This is a genomic window from Nocardioides dilutus (assembly GCF_054779555.1).
In genome coordinates, this window is sequence record NZ_BAAGYA010000003.1 from 1008743 (window position 1) to 1024828 (window position 16086).

General features: G+C 70.4%; 14 protein-coding genes. 4 read left to right on the top strand and 10 right to left on the bottom strand.

Features of this window, described 5'->3' with window-relative positions; all coding sequences use genetic code 11:
- The first annotated feature begins 90 nt into the window (after positions 1–90).
- Both ACYVC6_RS20570 and ACYVC6_RS20575 read left to right on the top strand, forming a co-directional pair.
- Positions 91–579 (top strand): hypothetical protein, encoded by a 489-nt coding sequence (locus ACYVC6_RS20570; RefSeq protein WP_460716344.1) that lies wholly within the window; start codon positions 91–93, stop codon positions 577–579.
- 41 nt (positions 580–620) lie between these two features.
- Positions 621–2090, top strand: a complete 1470-nt coding sequence (locus ACYVC6_RS20575; protein ID WP_460716345.1) for a multicopper oxidase family protein — start codon at positions 621–623, stop codon at positions 2088–2090.
- A gap of 17 nt (positions 2091–2107) precedes the next feature.
- Here ACYVC6_RS20575 and ACYVC6_RS20580 read toward each other — a convergent pair whose 3' ends face one another.
- The gene (locus tag ACYVC6_RS20580; RefSeq protein ID WP_460716346.1) at positions 2108–3241 is read right to left on the bottom strand and encodes an alkaline phosphatase family protein; all 1134 of its coding nucleotides are present in this window, start codon (positions 3239–3241) and stop codon (positions 2108–2110) included.
- A gap of 18 nt (positions 3242–3259) precedes the next feature.
- Positions 3260–3847: a DUF5998 family protein gene (locus ACYVC6_RS20585; protein ID WP_460716347.1), complete on the bottom strand. Its 588-nt coding sequence runs from the start codon at positions 3845–3847 to the stop codon at positions 3260–3262.
- Between the two features lie 127 nt (positions 3848–3974).
- Between ACYVC6_RS20585 and ACYVC6_RS20590 the strand changes: the two genes are divergently transcribed.
- Positions 3975–4676 carry a hypothetical protein gene (locus ACYVC6_RS20590; RefSeq protein ID WP_460716348.1) on the top strand — a complete coding sequence of 234 codons (702 nt, stop codon included), beginning with the start codon at positions 3975–3977 and terminating at the stop codon, positions 4674–4676.
- Between the two features lie 34 nt (positions 4677–4710).
- Here ACYVC6_RS20590 and ACYVC6_RS20595 read toward each other — a convergent pair whose 3' ends face one another.
- The 3 genes from ACYVC6_RS20595 to ACYVC6_RS20605 form a co-directional block, all read right to left on the bottom strand.
- Positions 4711–5610, bottom strand: coding sequence for a DUF4037 domain-containing protein (locus ACYVC6_RS20595; RefSeq protein WP_460716349.1), 900 nt, complete (start codon positions 5608–5610; stop codon positions 4711–4713).
- A gap of 203 nt (positions 5611–5813) precedes the next feature.
- Positions 5814–6656, bottom strand: a complete 843-nt coding sequence (locus tag ACYVC6_RS20600; protein WP_460716351.1) for an aldo/keto reductase — start codon at positions 6654–6656, stop codon at positions 5814–5816.
- 5 nt (positions 6657–6661) lie between these two features.
- Positions 6662–7399, bottom strand: coding sequence for an SDR family NAD(P)-dependent oxidoreductase (locus tag ACYVC6_RS20605; protein ID WP_460716352.1), 738 nt, complete (start codon positions 7397–7399; stop codon positions 6662–6664).
- Between the two features lie 320 nt (positions 7400–7719).
- On the opposite strand from ACYVC6_RS20605, the gene ACYVC6_RS20610 reads away from it, so the two are divergent.
- The gene (locus ACYVC6_RS20610; RefSeq protein ID WP_460716353.1) at positions 7720–9291 is read left to right on the top strand and encodes an outer membrane protein assembly factor BamB family protein; all 1572 of its coding nucleotides are present in this window, start codon (positions 7720–7722) and stop codon (positions 9289–9291) included.
- Between the two features lie 56 nt (positions 9292–9347).
- Here ACYVC6_RS20610 and ACYVC6_RS20615 read toward each other — a convergent pair whose 3' ends face one another.
- The 5 genes from ACYVC6_RS20615 to ACYVC6_RS20635 form a co-directional block, all read right to left on the bottom strand.
- Positions 9348–10730, bottom strand: coding sequence for a flavin monoamine oxidase family protein (locus ACYVC6_RS20615; RefSeq protein WP_460716354.1), 1383 nt, complete (start codon positions 10728–10730; stop codon positions 9348–9350).
- Positions 10727–11944 (bottom strand): hypothetical protein, encoded by a 1218-nt coding sequence (locus tag ACYVC6_RS20620; protein ID WP_460716355.1) that lies wholly within the window; start codon positions 11942–11944, stop codon positions 10727–10729. The genes ACYVC6_RS20615 and ACYVC6_RS20620 overlap by 4 nt, the downstream gene beginning before the upstream one ends.
- Before the next feature lie 51 nt (positions 11945–11995).
- Complete coding sequence (locus tag ACYVC6_RS20625) at positions 11996–13759, bottom strand: glycoside hydrolase family 35 protein (protein ID WP_460716356.1); 1764 nt, start codon at positions 13757–13759, stop codon at positions 11996–11998.
- A gap of 100 nt (positions 13760–13859) precedes the next feature.
- Positions 13860–15209 (bottom strand): ABC transporter substrate-binding protein, encoded by a 1350-nt coding sequence (locus ACYVC6_RS20630; RefSeq protein WP_460716357.1) that lies wholly within the window; start codon positions 15207–15209, stop codon positions 13860–13862.
- A 14-nt stretch (positions 15210–15223) separates the two neighbouring features.
- Entirely contained in the window at positions 15224–16084 is an 861-nt protein-coding gene (locus ACYVC6_RS20635; RefSeq protein WP_460716358.1) for a carbohydrate ABC transporter permease, read from the bottom strand.
- Between the last annotated feature and the right edge of the window lie 2 nt (positions 16085–16086).

Genomic DNA, 16086 nt, shown 5'->3' on the forward strand with positions numbered 1-16086 from the left:
AGCCATTCCCCTCGACGGCCCTGCAGGCGCATGCTGCGGGGCATCGACAGACGAACCCCTGCGTCGCGCGCGGGGGAACGAGGGGGAACCATGAAGGCATACCGCTTCCTGGCATTCATGATCGCCGTGCTGGTCGTCGTCCAGGCCGGTGCGATCGCGTGGGCGTTCTTCGGCATGACCGACTGGATCAACAACGAGGGCGGAGTGGTCAACAAGGAGCTGCTCGAGTGCGACGACTGTGACCAGGAGTTCACCGCCGAGTGGGGCTTCGCGATCCACATGTTCTTCAACGGGCTCGTGCTGATCCCGCTGACGTCACTGATCCTGCTGATCGTCTCGTTCTTCGCCAGGGGCGTGCCGAAGGGCGTCATGCTGGCCGCGGTCGTCTTCGGCCTGGTCGTGCTGCAGGTCTTCGTCCTCCCCGCCCTGTCGCGTGAGGTCGGCTCCGGCTTCGGTGCCCTGCACGGCGTCAACGCACTGGTCCTGATGGGCGTCGCGATCATGGCCGGTCAGCGGGCGTCGAGCGCGATCGGCGCCCCGGCCCAGCCCGCCGCCCCGAGCACCACGGCCCCGGCCTGAGCCCGGCACAGACCCCCGCTGCGGGCGTCGCTCGAGCCAGGGTGGGCGTCGAGCGCTGGTGGCGCGCCCTGCGCGACCGCCCGCGGACCGTCGTGGCCGTCGTCGCCACGCTGGCGATCGTGCTGCCGCTCGGCTGGATGTGGAACGCCAGCCGGCTTCCTGACTCCTACGACATGGCCGCCATGGGCTATCCCGACTGGGGCGGCGGTCCCGTCGGGCAACCTCACGGGGCGGGACACGGGGCGGCGCAAGAGACCGCCGTGGCCGACCTCGTCGCGGACCCGGACCGCGCGCCCGACGTCACCGAGACCCTGGCGGTGACCCGGGACGACGGCCGCTACCTCGTCAACGGCACCTCACCCGGCCCCGTGCTGGAGGCGACCGTCGGCGACCTGGTCGAGGTCAGGCTGGTCAACGACGGGGTCGACGAGGGGATCACGCTGCACTGGCACGGCGTGGACGTGCCCAACGCCGCGGACGGGGTGGCCGGAGTGACCCAGGACGCCGTCGGGGACGGCGAGGACTTCGTCTATCGCTTCGTGGCCGACCAGGCGGGCACGTTCTGGTACCACTCCCACCAGATCTCCCACGCGCAGGTGCGGGAGGGGATCCTGGGGGCTCTGGTGGTCCACCCCGCAACCCGGGACCCCGAGGTCCGCGACGAGGTCGTCGTCCTGCATCGCTACGGCAGCACGCCGACGTTGAACGGCGCCGAGGGCACCACGACGATCGACGCGGATCCCGGGGAGCGGCTGCGGCTGCGGGTCGTGAACACCGACAACGGCCTGGCGCCGCTGTGGGTCACCGGCGGTGCCTACCAGGTGCTCGCCGTGGACGGGACCGACCTGAACGCGCCCGGCGCGGTGGAGGGCGAGAGGTACGGCCTGCCCGCCGGGGGCCGGGTGGACCTCGGGATCACGGTCCCCCCCGGCGGCGTCCGCATCGACTTCGCCGGCACCACCACCCTGGTCCTGGGTGAGGACCCGACCGGCGGCAAGCAGCCGGAGGTCCCCGACGGGTTCCTCGACCTGCTGTCGTACGGCGAGCCTGCCGACCTGGGCCTCGACCCGAGCCAGGCGGACCGTCGCTTCGACTACCGGATCGGGAGGCGTCCCGGCTTCCTGGACGGGCGCCCTGGCATGTGGTGGAGCATCAACGGCCACCTGTTCCCCGACGTACCGATGTTCATGGTCAGCGAGGGCGACGTCGTGGTGATGGAGCTCCACAACGGCAGCGACGACGCGCACCCCATGCACCTGCACGGGCACCACGCCGTGGTCCTGTCCCGAGACGGCAAGGTGGCCACGGGCAGCCCCTGGTGGGTCGACTCGCTCGAGGTGCGGGTCGGCGAGACCTACGAGATCGCCTTCGTGGCCGACAACCCCGGACTGTGGATGGACCACTGCCACAACCTCTCGCACGCGGCCGAGGGACTGGTGGCGCACCTGATGTACACCGGGGTCAGGTCGTCGTTCCGGGTGGGTGGCGACCGCGGCAACCGACCGGAGTGAGGAGTCAGCAGTGAGACTCAGCAGACCAGGATCGGGATGAGCATCTCGTCCGGGGTCAGCGAGCCGTGCAGGCCCACGAGCGTCATCTCGTAGGCGAAGTCGACGCTGGAGAAGACGGAGTGGTCGCCGCGCATGGCGACCACCACGTCCCCGAGCCGGGGGTAGACCGAGGGGATGACCTCACCGAACCAGCCGCGCTCGATGGCGGTGTCCCGGGTCATCACATCGGCGGCCGGTCCGAGGAACGACGACCACGTGGCACAGAGGTCGTCGACGGCACCGTTGCGGCAGTAGAGGTGGCGGAAGCGGGCCTCGCCGCCGAACAGCAGCAGCCCGTCGCGCAGCTCGGGGTGCTCGTCGACGTCGACGCGGTGCTCCGGCGGCGAGTCGACCATCCCGTGGTCGGCGACGACGACGAGCCGGGTCGCCTCGGGCAGCGCCTCGCGCAGCTGCTCCACCTCGGCGTCGATCATGGCCAGCTGCTGCAACCAGGGGGGTGATGCGACGCCGTACTTGTGTCCGGTCCAGTCCAGGTCGCCGTCGTAGAGGTAGGTGAACGACGGACTGGCCGCGGCCGCCTGCACCGCAGCGGCGATCCGCTCCCCCACCCGGTCGGCACCGATGTAGTCACCGCCACGCGAGGAGGCGATCGTGAGCCCACTTCCCTGGAACTCGCGCTTGTTGACGATCGTGACGGCCACGCCGGCGTCCTGCATCCGCATGAACGCCGTGGGGTGCGGCTGCCACTCGAGCGGGTCGACGTCCTTGTCCCACAGCAGCGAGATGAGGAGCCGCTCCGTGCCCGGGATCCGGCTGGTGAACCCGACCAGACCGTGCGTGCCCGGGGTGAGGCCGGTGCCGAGCGAGGTGAGGCTCGTCGCTGTGGTCGACGGGACGCCGGCGGTGCCGGTCTCGTTGTCGTCGAGCAGCGCGGCGAGGAACGGCGCGGCGTGGCGGTAGCGGTCGACGAGGCGCGCGCCCAGGCCGTCGACCAGGAAGACGACGTAGGACGGGGCGTCGGGCAGCGTCAGGTCAGTCGGCGTCGCGCCGATCGGCCGTCCGAGCGCAGCGGCCACCGCCGGGACGACGTCGCCGAGGGAGCGCTGGGAGTAGGCGGGCTCGACGAACCCCTCGGTCACCGGCTCGCCCATCTGGTCAGGCCCCTGTGGTCAGGCAGAGTGGGTGCGGGCTGAGAGCTGCTCGGCGAACGACAGCAGGCCGGCCACCGCGTCGGCGCCGTCCGCGGCCGCGGACACCCGAAGCGAGAAGTCGTCGGCGGACAGCACGCCGGTGTAGCCGTGGTCGGCCTCGCAGCTGGGGTCGTCGCAGCCCGCGGGCTCGAGATCCATCCGGCTGACGCCGCCCCAGCCGATCGTCATGACCGCCTCGGCCGGCTTGGTCGCCCCTGAGGTCGGGTTGGCGACCATCCGGGTCACGACCACGGACTTCACCGCGGACAGCCGGATCGCCTCAGTGCTCGTGGACGTGTAGGGCTCCGGGAGCAGGTCGTCGCCGGCGTGCTCGTCGGTGTGCAGCAGCACGAGCCGAGACGGCGTGAGCACGATGACGCTCAGGTGGCGGCGTACCTCGTCGCGGTCGAAGGTCGGCTCGTGGTGGACGTAGAACGAGACCACCGGCTCGTCGGCCAGGGCTGCGGCGACCGCGTCCCCGACGACCTCCGGGTAGTAGCCCGTGTGATCGATCGCGGCGCGCAGGTCACGCCTGCGGTCCCGGTCCTCGGTGGTGCGAAGCGGCATGGTTTGCAGTCTGTCACGGACGCCTACGCGGCCCCGACCGAGGCGGCCGGAGTTTGCGGGTGGGCCGGAAGGGCACCGACACCGCAAGACGTGGCCGACGGGCGCACGCCTGCAGTGAGGAGACACCATGAGACGCACGCACCAACGAATCGACTCCGAGGGGGCGACCGGAGTCGATCCCGACCGCACCGACCATGACGCCACGCAGCCGCACGACGGCGGCCAGCATCGCGGGGAGCGCATCGGGGACCACCGCCACGAGCGGGAGGTCCACCGCACGGTGCCCACCCACCACGGCGAAGCGGCCGCCCGGGAGAAGTTCGGCGGGCTCAACCCGGGCGCGGCGTTCTTCGGCTGGCTGGTGGCCATCGCCGTGACGATCCTGCTGATCGGCATCGTCGGTGCGGTCCTGGCAGCGATCGACTCCACCACGCAGATCACCCAGTCCGAGGCGGAACGGTCCGCCGGCACGATCGGCGTCGCAGCGGCGGTCACCCTCGTCGTCGTCCTGGCGCTGGCCTATTACACCGGCGGTTATGTCGCCGGACGCATGTCCCGCTTCGACGGGGGCGTGCAAGGGCTGGGCGTCTGGACCATCGGTCTCCTGGTCACGCTCGTGGCTCTGGGGCTGGGTGCGATCTTCGGCTCGCAGTACAACGTCCTGGACCGCGTGGACCTGCCCCGGATCCCCGTCTCCACCGACGAGCTCGGCTGGGGAGGGCTGATCACCGCTGGTGCGGTCCTGGGGGTCACGGCGCTGGCCGCGATGCTGGGCGGCAAGGTCGGCCACCGCTACCACGACCGCGTGGATCGCGCCGCCCTGCGCTAGCCGGCCAAGGCTGCTCAGATCACCCCCGATGCGTCTATGGGTGAGCGTGGATCGAGGTTGCCAATGCCCTCCGACGATGAGGGTTGGTGAGGATGTCGACGTTGTCGGTCTGCTGTTCGACGCTCCCGAGGCCGGCCGGCAGCGCCTGGACTTCCGGGCTTCGGATGGTCTCAAGCAGCGCCGGCACCAGGCCGGGGCTCAGGTGGAGGTGGGGGCGGTCCCAGAAGGGCTCGACCGCTGGCTGAGGTGCCGGTAGCCCGCTCTGGCGCTGCAGGTCTGCGAGACCGGTCAGGGCGTCGCGGAGCGCGGCCTGGCGGTTCTCCCAACCGGGGGCGTCGAGGGCCCGCGCGAGGTCTGTCGCGATGGCTGAGCAGCCGGCCTGCTGGCCGAAGGCCGATCCTCGCCATTTCGAGTACGGCGGCCAGGATCGAGTGAGCATGAACCCGAGGTGGACGGCGATGTCGACGAGCCGTGCCGCGATGACCTTGGACCCGAGGTCGTCGCCGCGTCCGCCGGCACGTCCCACGAGCGGCAACTCCTGGTCCAATCGCTGCCAGTCGCATGCGAGGACGTACCGCCAGATGTCGTCGGGGTACCAGGCCAAGGCTTCGCGCAGCCGGGTCAGTTCGCCTGTCTGGTCCTCGAAGACCGCGCCGGAGACGACCTCGAGGGCAGCCTGGCCGGTGACGCTCAGCCAGTCGACCAGGGATACGACGCCGCGTGGGTCGAAGCCGAGTGACTGTTCGGCGAACGCGTTCACGCTGGTCACATCGATTCGCAAGCTCTCTGTCGGGTCGCTGGAGAAGCCGAACCGGATCGGGTGCCCACGGAAGTCGAAAGGTAGGTGCCGGTCGAGCGCGGACAGGACATGGGATCGGTCGACGTCGGGGACGAACAGCTGCAGTCGCAGACCCCAGTCGTGGTCGCGCGACATGGCGTCATCGAGCCCCAACACGTCTGACCCAGTCCCCACGCGTGCGGCTGCGTACCGCACGTCCGGAACGTGCTGCTTCAACAGGGGGCCGACGAGGTCCTCGAAATATGAACGCGACAGCGCGATGCCCTCACCGCCCGCAGTCACCCGAAGATGCTCGCACGCACCCGTCCTTTCTCACCGGCTCGCGCGGCAGACCCGTGTCACATCTCTTCGTGGATGTCCGGGTCTCCTCCGAACAGCCGCCCATCCGGACGGTGGAGCCCGGTGATCGCGGCCATGTCCTGCTCGTCCAGCTCGAACCCGAAGACATCGAGGTTCTGCCGCTGCCTCTCTGGTGAGGCGGACTTGGGCAGGGGAAGGGCCCCGAGCTGCAAGTGCCAGCGCAGGATCACCTGCGCCGGGGCCACGCCGTGGGCCTGCGCCGCCCGGGCCACGGGTGGCTGGTCGAACGGGGCGCTGCGCTTGCCCAGCGGGCTCCACGACTCGGTCAGGATCCCCAGCTCGGAGTGCACAGCGCGCATGTCGTTCTGGACGAAGTAGGGGTGCAACTCGATCTGGTTCACCACGGGCGTGACGCCGGTGTCGTCGATGACCTCTCTGAGGTGCTTCTCGGTGAAGTTGCTGACGCCGATCGACCTGACCAGGCCGCGCTCCCGCAGCTCCACCAGGGCCCGCCACGCCTCCCCGTATCTGCCGACGCTGGGATTGGGCCAGTGGATCAGGCACAGGTCCACGTAGTCCATGCGGAGCCGGCGCAGGGAGTCCTCGACAGACTTGATGGCCAGGGCCGTGGCGTGGTGCCGACCGGGGATCTTCGTGGTGACCTGGACCTCTTCACGGGAGATCCCTGCGCTGCGGATGGCCCTGCCGACCTCTTCCTCGTTGCCGTAGTTGACGGCGGTGTCCAGCAGTCGGTAGCCGGCCTTCAGCGCGGAGGTCATCGCCGCCACGCCGTCCTCACCGTTGAGTGTGTAGGTGCCGAAGCCGATCTTGGGCAGCGAGCTTCCGTCGTTGAGCTGGTATCGCGGGACGTCCTGGGTCATCGGGATCAGTGTGCCTCCGGGTCGGGTCCGTTGACCGACCGTCCGCCGTCCACGGGCAGCACCGCGCCGTTGACGAAGCCGGCCGAGTCCGAGAGCAGGAACGCGACGGCCTCGGCGACCTCGGCCGCCGTGCCGACCCGTCCGAGCGGGTGCAGCGCCGCCATCTGGCCGTCGACCTCGGGGTGCTGCTCGCGGTGTTCCTCGTACCTGGCTGTGCTGATCGAGCCCAGCGCGACCGCGTTGGTGCGGATCCCGTCGGGTCCGTGGTCGACGGCGAGCGCTCTGGTCAGGCCCTCGATGGCCGCCTTTGCCGTCGCGTAGGGCAAGGCGCCCCGGACCGGGCGCTGGGCCTGGTGGGACGAGACGTTGACGATGGCGCCCGGCCGTCCGTGGGTCACGAAGTGGTTGACCGCGGTGTGGCAGCCGGTCACGGCGAGCGCCAGGTTGGTCGTGATCCCTGCCAGGACCTCGGCGACCGGGGTGCTCGTGAGGTCGGCCTCGGGAAAGACCGCGGCGTTGTTGACCCAGCCGACCAGTGCGCCGTGGGCCTCGGCCTCGGCGGCCGCGCGGGTGGTCACCTCGGGATCGGAGGCATCGCCACTGAGCAGCCGGATGCCGGGACCCTCCCGGTCCAGGCTCCCCGCGAGGTCGACCACGACGACGGTCGACCCGTCTGCGGCCAGCCGCTGCACGATGGCCCAGCCGACACCCTGGGCACCTCCTGTCACGACGTACGAGGTCATCACCCCGAGTCTGTCAGGCGGCGCCTGCTCCTTGTCACCAGTCGACATGAACGCCGAGTCCTCGCCTGAGGTGGCCTCGTCTCAGGCGCCGGTGGATCGTGATTCGGTCGGACAGCTCACCGGCGCAGGCCGACGTACGGCGCAGCAGAACTGACCTCGCTCAACCGGCCGGAATTGGTGATGTGCGTGCGTGAATAGAGGGCTACGTTCCACTCAGCACCAACTCAGTGCTGAGGAGGCGAGCGGGACGGTCATTGCGAAGCTCGCGTCGCGATCTTCGTCCTGTGCGCCCTTCCTGATTGGAGGGCTCAATGAAGCGGATGAAAAGGACGACGGGAGCGCTCGCGATCGCGGTGGCCGGCGTGCTGCTGCTCGGCAACGTGACGGCCACTGCTGTGGGCGGGAGCGACTGGAACTCGGCGGGTGGCAATCTGCATAACACCCGGTTCCAAGCGAGCGAGAAGACCTTGAGCGTGGACAATGTGGACGAGCTCGAGGTGAAGTGGCAGTTCACGACCGGCGGCGACGTCTCGGCCACGCCGGCGGTGGTCGGCGACACGGTGTACTTCCCCGACCGAGCCGGCTACCTGTACGCCGTCGACAAGTGGACCGGCCAGCAGCGGTGGCGGTCCACCATCGCCGCCGCCAGCGGCGTCCCGGGTGACTACGCCAGGGCGACACCAGCCGTTTCCGGCAACAAGGTGATCATCGGAACGCAGGGCCCGTTCGGCGGGGGCGGGAAGGTCCTCGCCTTCGACAAGGACACCGGTGCCTTGCTCTGGGCCACGACACTGGACACGCACCCGGCAGCGATCATCACGCAGTCGGCAACGATATTCGGCAACCGGGTCTACGTCGGCACATCGTCTCAGGAGGAGGGTTTCGCGGCGATCATCCCCGGCTACGAATGCTGCTCGTTCCGAGGCAGGTTCGCGGCACTCGACCTGAACACCGGCGCCATCGTGTGGCAGGTCAGGACGGCACCTGAGGGCTTCCCCGGCAACGCCGTGTGGGGCAGCTCGCCGGCGATCGACTCCAGGCGCGGCCAGCTGTACATCGCCACCGGGAACAACTACGACGCCCCACAGGAGACGCTCGACTGCGTCACGGCTGCGGGCGGCGACCCCGAGGCGCAGCAGGCGTGCCTTCCCGCTGACAACCATTTCGACTCGATCATGGCCCTGGACCTGAAGACGGGCGCCATCCGTTGGGTGACGCGAGCGTTGGGCTTCGACGCCTGGACCGTGGACTGCATCCCGTTCATCGGCGAGGGCACGAACTGTCCCGAGCCGGCCGGGCCCGACTTCGACTTCGGCCAGGCTCCGGCACTGTTCACGGTCACGGAGAATGGCAAGAAGAGGGACGTCGTGGGGGTAGGCCAGAAGAGCGGCCAGTACTGGACGCTCGACCCCGACACCGGCGCCGTACGCTGGGTCACCCAGGCAGGACCTGGTGGGACGGCCGGTGGCCTGCAGTGGGGCTCGGCCGTCGACGCCTCTCGGGTGTACACCGCCGATGCCAACAGCAACGCGGTGCCGTGGACGCTGCCTGATGGCACGACGACAACCAGCGGCGTGATCAGCAGCATCGATGCCGTCACTGGCCAGCTGCTCTGGCAGACGGTCCCGCCGTTCGGTGGGTCAGCGTTCGGAGGTGCGACCTCGGGCCCGTTGACCACGGCCAACGGTGTGGTCTTCTTGTGCGCGCTCGACTCCGCGGGGCACATGTACGCGTTGAACGGGGCTACGGGTGAGATCCTGTGGACGTTCGCCAGTGGCGGCTCGTGCCTATCAGGAGCCGCGATCTCCGATGGGCGGCTGTTCTGGGGGTCGGGCTACTCACTGTTCGGCACACCGAACAACAAGCTCTACTCCTTCGGCCTGTCCGGCTAACACCATCGGGCCACTCTGGCCGGCCGGGCTGCGACTCGGTCGGCCAGAGCGCCTGTCTACTTCCCGAAACGTCCAGGGTCCTTCGGCTGACCCGTTCCGCCGGTGCCGAGGACTTCACGCGCCGCGGCCGACCCGGAGCGGACGGCGCCCTCCATGTAGCCGTTCCACTCGACGGCGTACTCGGCCCCGGCCCAGTGGATCCGCCCGACCGGCGGGCGCAGCACCGGGCCATAGCTGGTCCACACGCCGGGCGCGAAATGGGCGCCATAGCAGCCCCGGGTGAACTCCTCGGCGCTCCAGTCCTTCTCGACGTACGACGAGGGTGCCGCAGCCTGCGGCCCGAAGTAGCGGACGAAGCTGTCCAGCACGGCACGCCGGCGGTCGGCCGCCGAGAGCCGCTGCCAGTGTCGTGCTTCGCCGCCCTCGACGAACCCGAGGAGGATGCCGACCTCGCCGCCGGGCGGGGAGACGTCGAAGGTGACCTTGACCGGTCCCCTGTCTGAGGCGGCCTGGCCGTTGAGCCCGTCGTCTCGCCAGAACGGCGTCGGGTAGGCGGCGAAGGTCTTAGCGACAGTCCCCGCCGGGAGGCGCTGGGTCAGCTGGTCGCGCCAGGCCGGCAGCACCGGGTCGTAGTGCAGACGCCCGGCGAGGGTGGGTGGGAGCGCGACGACGACGCGATCGCCGACGATCGTCTCGCCCGACCTCGTGAGGACCCGGACCTCGGCCGCATCCACGGCGACGGTCGTGACCGGAGTCGAGAGTCGTACGTCGAGGTCGGCGGCCAGCCGCTCGGCCACGAGCACCGAGCCACCCACCACCCGGTCCTGCTGAGCGCCGCGGTCGACGGCGAGCAGTGTCTCGAGGTCGGCGTTGCTGACGGCGTAGAACAAGGCGTGCAGCAGCGAGATGTCGCTGGTGTCGGCGGCGAAGACCGCCTCGGTCGCGGTGCGGAAGTAGGCGCGGCCGGACGGGGTGCGCAGGTTGCGGTGCACCCAGCTCTCGAACGTCTCACTGTCGAGGCGGTGCGCGCGCGGGTGTGCCCACGGCTCGGCGGGGTCCACGCCGCGGGCGAGCCTGCCGAAGCGGGCCATGCCCTGCGCGAGATCGGCGAGCGCGACCGGGTTGAGCCTGGGCACCGCGCCCTTCGTGCCGGAGACCAGCGCACGCTTCTTCCCCAGCTGGATGAGCAGCTTGCCCTCGTCGTTCCAGGTCCGGAACGTCGCCAGCCCGAGCTCCTCGACCAGCGCATACATCCGCGAGTGGCCCTCGCCGATCCAGGTGCCGCCGAGCTCGACGGGCTGGCCCTCGAGCGTGCCACCCTCGAGACGGCCGCCGACGCGGTCGCGCGCCTCGACGACCACCACCTCGGCCCCGGCCCGCTGGAGCTCACGCGCCGCCGACAGCCCGGCCAGACCCGCGCCCACCACCACGACCCTCATGACGCGCTCATCCCGGCCGCCTCCGGCAGCCCCGCCGCCCGGTCGATGGCCCGCCAGCGCCGGCGCAGCCAGCCCGGCCGCGTGTCGGCGAGGCCGGCCTGCGTCAGGTCCTGCAGCCAGGCCTCCTCGAGCCGGTCGGCGGTGGTGAACGCCTCGGCGCTGCCGGGCGGATCATGCATCCACTCCTTCTCGACCTGGTCCCGCTCACCACCGAACCTGGCGAGCGCGGCGGCGTGGTCGCGCAGCGCCAGCCGGTGGAGCCGCTCGTGCCGCCACCAGCGGTACGCCGCGTCGTACCTGTTGGTGGGCATCGGGTCCGGGTCCAGCGCGACCGGTTCCTCGACCCGGACGGGCTTGGCGACCGAGGTGCAGGGCGCCGAGGTGGCGGTGACCCAGTGCCGGGGGTCCGCCCGCAGGTCAGCGACCCAGGACGCCGTCGACTGGGTCGTGGTGAGCATCCCGGCAGCGTGGGCACAGGGCGCCGACAGCGCCCCGTTGACCCGGGACCACCGGGGTGCCGGACCGCCGTGGTCGCGCAGCGCGGCGAGCATCGCGGCGACGTCGTCGGCGCGCTCGGCGGAGGCCTGGGTGCGGCCGCGGCGGGCCGCACACTGGGCCACCCGGCCGCGCACAGGATCGGCATGTGCTCGCGCGAAGGCGGGGATGGTCAGCCCGTTGCTGATCGACCGGCCACGTCCGCTCACGGCCTCGGTCGCCCACCGCCTGCCGGCGGTCTCGAGCACGATCGCGCCATCAGGGTCCGCGACGATGAAGGAGTTGTCGTAGGTGAAGCGCGGGTGCTCGTGGCTGCACGAGCCACCCTGGCCGTGTCGCTCCAGCAGGTCGACGATGACCCCGACCGCCTCCTCGGCGGTGGCGCCGCGCTCGAGACCGAGCCGGAGTAGGTCCATGCCCAGCAGGGCGGAGTCCGAGCGCTCCCGGCCGGCGCCCCGGGTGAACACCGCCTCGTTGCCGATCACCACGCCGTGCTCGTTGCCGCCCATCTCCGCGCCCCACATCCACCACGGCTGGCTGAGGAGCACGGCGTGGGTGCGAGGCACCTGGTCGATCTCGCTCCAGGTGCACCGCAGCCGGGCCGAGGTCGTCGAGGTCGCGGGGTGCCAGCGCAGCACCTGGGCCTCGTTGGGGTCGCGATCGCTGTTCTTGGCGAACAGCACACCGTCATCGGTGAGGCTCACCAAGGTGTCGCACATGGCCGCACGCTACTGCTCTCCAGGGCCAACGCGGGGCCTGGCCGCGGAGGCTCAGTCCTCGAGCGGACCCAGGCAGGGCCCCGCGACGAATCGGGCCGTCGGGTCGGCGAGCACGTCCAGCTCCAGGACGACGAGCTCGTTGGCACCGGACCGCAGCACGGGCCCGGGCACGAAGAGGGTGCGCTGCGGCCCACGGCGCCAGTAGCGCCCCAGGCAGAAGCCGTTGACCCAGGCGATGCCCTTGCCCCAGGCAGCGGTGTCGAGGAAGTGGTCGACAGCGGGCTCGGCCGAGAAGGTCGCCCGCCACGCGGTGGGACCGACCCCGGAGCCCCGACCTTCGGTGCGAGCGGCGTCCCACAGGTCCCACAGGTGCGGCACCCGGTCGAGGTCGACGGCCAGCACCTCCCAGCCCGTGACCGGCACCCCGTCCAACAGGGCCGGCCCGGCCAGGCCCTTGTGCTCGCCGATGCGGGCGCCGTAGTTGACCCGGCCCTGGTCCTCCACGACCAGGTCCAGGCGGCCGTTCCCCCGTGGCAGCGCGATCGCCCGCTCGTGGTGCTCCCGCTCGAGGATGCCGACGGGCGCGCCGGCGAGGTGGACGGTGGCGCGGTCACGGACCTCGCCGAGGGTGAGGACGCCCGGTCCGTCGACGGACAGCTGGGTCCGGTAGACGGCCAGCCGGGCGTCGGTCCCCAGCTCGTCCAGCATCGGTGGTGACTCCCACCTGCTCCAGGTGCCCCAGGACGCCGGGTCATCGAACAGCCGGACCGGTTGACCCAACGCGACCGTCAGCTCGGGTGCGGGACCGGCTGCGCCAGGAGTCTCGGCGGGCACCGCGGCGTAGCGAGAGATGACGTCGCGGAACGCGAAGTACTTCGCGGTCGGGTTGCCGGCCTCGTCCAGGGGAGCGTCGTAGTCGTAGGACGTCACGGTCGGCCGGTAGATGCCCTTGTCGTTGGCCCCGCTGGTCAGACCGAAGTTCGTGCCCCCGTGGAACATGTAGATGTTGACCGACGCCCCGGCCGCGAGGAGAGCGTCGAGCTCGGCGGCGGCCTGCTCGACCGGGGTGGTGTGGTGGATGCCGCCCCAGTGGTCGAACCAGCCGTCCCAGAACTCCATGCACATCAGCGGCCCGGTTGGCTGGTGGGCACGGAGGGTCCGCAACCGGTTCACGCTGTCCGAGCCGAACGAGCTGGTGCGTAGCACCCCTTCGACCCCACCCGCGGCGAGCATGGCGTCGACGGGCTGGTCCACGGTGACGAGCGGTACGCCGATGCCAGCCGCCCGGATGACGTCGACAAGCGCCCGCAGGTACGCCGGGTCGTCGCCGTAGGCGCCGTACTCGTTCTCCACCTGGACCAGCAGCACGGGTCCACCCAGGTGGACCTGGTGCGGGTGCACCAGCGCCAGCACCTGGTCGAGGTAGCTCGAGACGGCGTCGAGGAAGCGCGGCTCGGAGCGGCGGATCCCGACGTCCGGTTCGCGGAACAGCCACGGCGGCAGCCCGCCGTTGTCCCACTCCGCGCAGATGAACGGCCCTGGGCGGACTATCGCGTGCATGCCGGCCTCGCCCACCAGGCACAGGAACCGGGACAGGTCGAGGATGCCGTCGGTGTAGAAGTCGCCCGGCCGGGGGCTGTGGGCGTTCCACGGCACGTAGGTCTCGATGGTGTTCAGGCCCATCAGCCGGGCCTTCTCGATGCGGTCCGCCCAGTGGTCGGGGTGGACCCGGAAGTAGTGCAGCGCCCCGGAGAGGATCTGGAACGGCTCACCGTCGAGGAGGAAGTCGGTCTCGCCGACCCTGAACTCGGGCATGCCTACCTCACGTTCGATCGGGGGCGACGGACAGCCGCCGCTTTCGCGCCGGGGGGAGCGCGTCGGGCGGCGGCTGTCCGTCCGTTCAGTGGTGGGTCGGTCAGTTGACGCTGAAGCCCTGCTCCTTGCCGTACTTCACCAGGGCCTCCTGCCAGGCGGTCAGCCCGGCGTTGAGGTCGGAGTGGTCCTTGTAGGACTCACCGACCGTGTCGCCATAGATGGTGTCGGCGTAGAGCTGGAAGGGCAGGTACTCCCAGCCCTCGACCACGTGGGTGGCCGCGTCGGTGAGCACCTGGTTGACCTGCTGGCCGCCGAAGTACTCCAGCTCCGCGTCGACGAACGCCGGGTCCTCCAGGTCCGCGACCGTGGCGGGGAAGCCACCGCTCTCCAGGAACGGCTCGATGCCCTCGTCGTGGTTGAGCCAGCGCACGAACGCCGCTGCCAGGGCGGGGTTCTTGCTCTGCTTCAGCACCGACTGGGTGCTGCCGCCGTTCTCGGCGGTCGCCGGCTGCCCGTCGTAGGTCGGCATCGGCGCCGCCCGCCACTTGCCGGCGCCGTCCGGCACCGAGTCCTCGAAGACGCCGGGCGCCCAGGCGCCGAGAGCGATGGTCGCGATGGTGCCGTCACCGAGCGCCTTGAACCACTCCTCGGTCCAGCCGGGGATGGTGCAGACCAGCTGACCCTCGACGAGCTGGTTCCACATACCCGTCCACTTCTGGGTGCCCTCGTCCTGCAGGTCGATCGTGACGCTGTCTCCGTCGGTCTGGAACGGAGTGCCCCCGGCCTGCCAGATCATGCTCGTGGTGAACCCGGAGTCGCCGCTGTCGTTGGTGATGCACTTCGACGGATCCGCCTGCTTGATCTGCTGGGCGGCGGCGACGTAGTCGTCCCAGGTCGTAGGCACCTCGAGCCCGAGCTGGTCGAAGACCTCCTGGTTGTAGAAGAGCGCCATCGGTCCGGAGTCCTGCGGCAGGCCGTAGAGGCCGTCGCCCGCATGCACGGACGCCCAGGTGGACGCGGTGTAGTCGTCCTCGTACTCGTCGAGGCCGTACTGGGTCAGGTCGACCAGGTCGCCAGGCAGCGCGAACTGGGGCAGAGCCTTGTACTCGACCTGCGCCACGTCCGGGCCGCCGGAGCCGGCCTTGATGGCGTTCTGGAGCTTGGTGTAGTGATCGTTGCCGGTCCCGGCGTTGACCAGCTTGACGTCGACGTTCGGGTACTGGTCCTCGAACGCCGCGACCTGCGCCTCCGCGGACGGGGTCCACGTCCAGTAGGTGATGGTGCCCCCCTCCTCGAGCGCGGCGTCGAGGTCCGCGGCCGTGCCGTCGCCGCCTCCGCTGCCGCCGCTGCCTCCGTCATCGGAGCCGCAGCCCGCGAGGACTGAAGCGGTGGTCAGAGCCGCCACGGCAAGGGCGACCCGGCGGGCACTGCGCCCACGAGTGATCAACATGCTGTTCCCTTCTTTCACTGTTTGACGCTGCCCGCGGTCAGGCCGGACTGCCAGAACCGCTGGAGGAGGATGAAGACGATGACGAGCGGGACGATGGTCAGCAGCGAGCCCGTGACCACGAGGTTGTAGATCGGCTGCGAGTTCGCCCCGGTCGCCTGGCCGCTCCACTGGGTGAGGCCGACGGTGAGTGGGTAGAGCTTCGGCTCGCTCAGCATGATCAGCGGCAGGAAGTAGTTGTTCCAGGTCGAGACCACGGCGAAGAGCAGCACCGTGACGATGCCGGGCGCGAGCAGCCGCAGGGCGACGGTGAAGAAGATCCGGATCTCGCCGGCGCCGTCGATGCGCGCCGCCTCGAGCAGCTCCTGCGGGACTGCGTCGGCGGCATAGACCCACATCAGGTAGAGGCCGAAGGGGCTGATCAGCGAGGGGATGATGATCGCCCAGACCGTGTTGGTGAGCCCCATGTTGGAGAACATCAGGAACGTCGGGACGGCCAGGGCCGTGCCGGGCACGGCCACCGCCCCGATGACGATCGCGAACACCACGCGGCGCCCCGGGAAGCGGTACTTCGCCAGGCCGTAGCCGGCCGCGGTGGCCAGCAGGGTCGCGCCGCCGGCCCCCGCCACGACGTAGAGCAGGGTGTTGGCCAGCCAGCGCAGGTAGATGCCGTCGTTGTAGGTCAAGGTCTCACGGATGTTGCTGAACAAGGCGAAGTCGCCCCCGAACCACAGGCCGGGACTCGAGAACAGGTCCGCCTGCGTCTTGGTGGCGCTCAGGACCAGCCAGACCAGCGGCACCAGGGTGTAGACGAGAAAGAGGACCATCAGCCCGGTCAGCAGCGGCGAGCGCCGCGGTGTCAGCGGTGAGGTGCTCACGT

Coding starts and splice junctions, on each gene's coding strand:
- ACYVC6_RS20580 (WP_460716346.1), bottom strand. CDS start 3,241: ATGGGCGAGCCGGTGACCGAGGGGTTCGTCGAGCCCGCCTACTCCCAG.
- ACYVC6_RS20610 (WP_460716353.1), top strand. CDS start 7,720: ATGAAAAGGACGACGGGAGCGCTCGCGATCGCGGTGGCCGGCGTGCTG.
- ACYVC6_RS20625 (WP_460716356.1), bottom strand. CDS start 13,759: ATGCCCGAGTTCAGGGTCGGCGAGACCGACTTCCTCCTCGACGGTGAG.
- ACYVC6_RS20570 (WP_460716344.1), top strand. CDS start 91: ATGAAGGCATACCGCTTCCTGGCATTCATGATCGCCGTGCTGGTCGTC.
- ACYVC6_RS20595 (WP_460716349.1), bottom strand. CDS start 5,610: ATGTCGCGCGACCACGACTGGGGTCTGCGACTGCAGCTGTTCGTCCCC.
- ACYVC6_RS20585 (WP_460716347.1), bottom strand. CDS start 3,847: ATGCCGCTTCGCACCACCGAGGACCGGGACCGCAGGCGTGACCTGCGC.
- ACYVC6_RS20620 (WP_460716355.1), bottom strand. CDS start 11,944: ATGTGCGACACCTTGGTGAGCCTCACCGATGACGGTGTGCTGTTCGCC.
- ACYVC6_RS20590 (WP_460716348.1), top strand. CDS start 3,975: ATGAGACGCACGCACCAACGAATCGACTCCGAGGGGGCGACCGGAGTC.
- ACYVC6_RS20615 (WP_460716354.1), bottom strand. CDS start 10,730: ATGAGGGTCGTGGTGGTGGGCGCGGGTCTGGCCGGGCTGTCGGCGGCG.
- ACYVC6_RS20605 (WP_460716352.1), bottom strand. CDS start 7,399: ATGACCTCGTACGTCGTGACAGGAGGTGCCCAGGGTGTCGGCTGGGCC.
- ACYVC6_RS20630 (WP_460716357.1), bottom strand. CDS start 15,209: ATGTTGATCACTCGTGGGCGCAGTGCCCGCCGGGTCGCCCTTGCCGTG.
- ACYVC6_RS20600 (WP_460716351.1), bottom strand. CDS start 6,656: ATGACCCAGGACGTCCCGCGATACCAGCTCAACGACGGAAGCTCGCTG.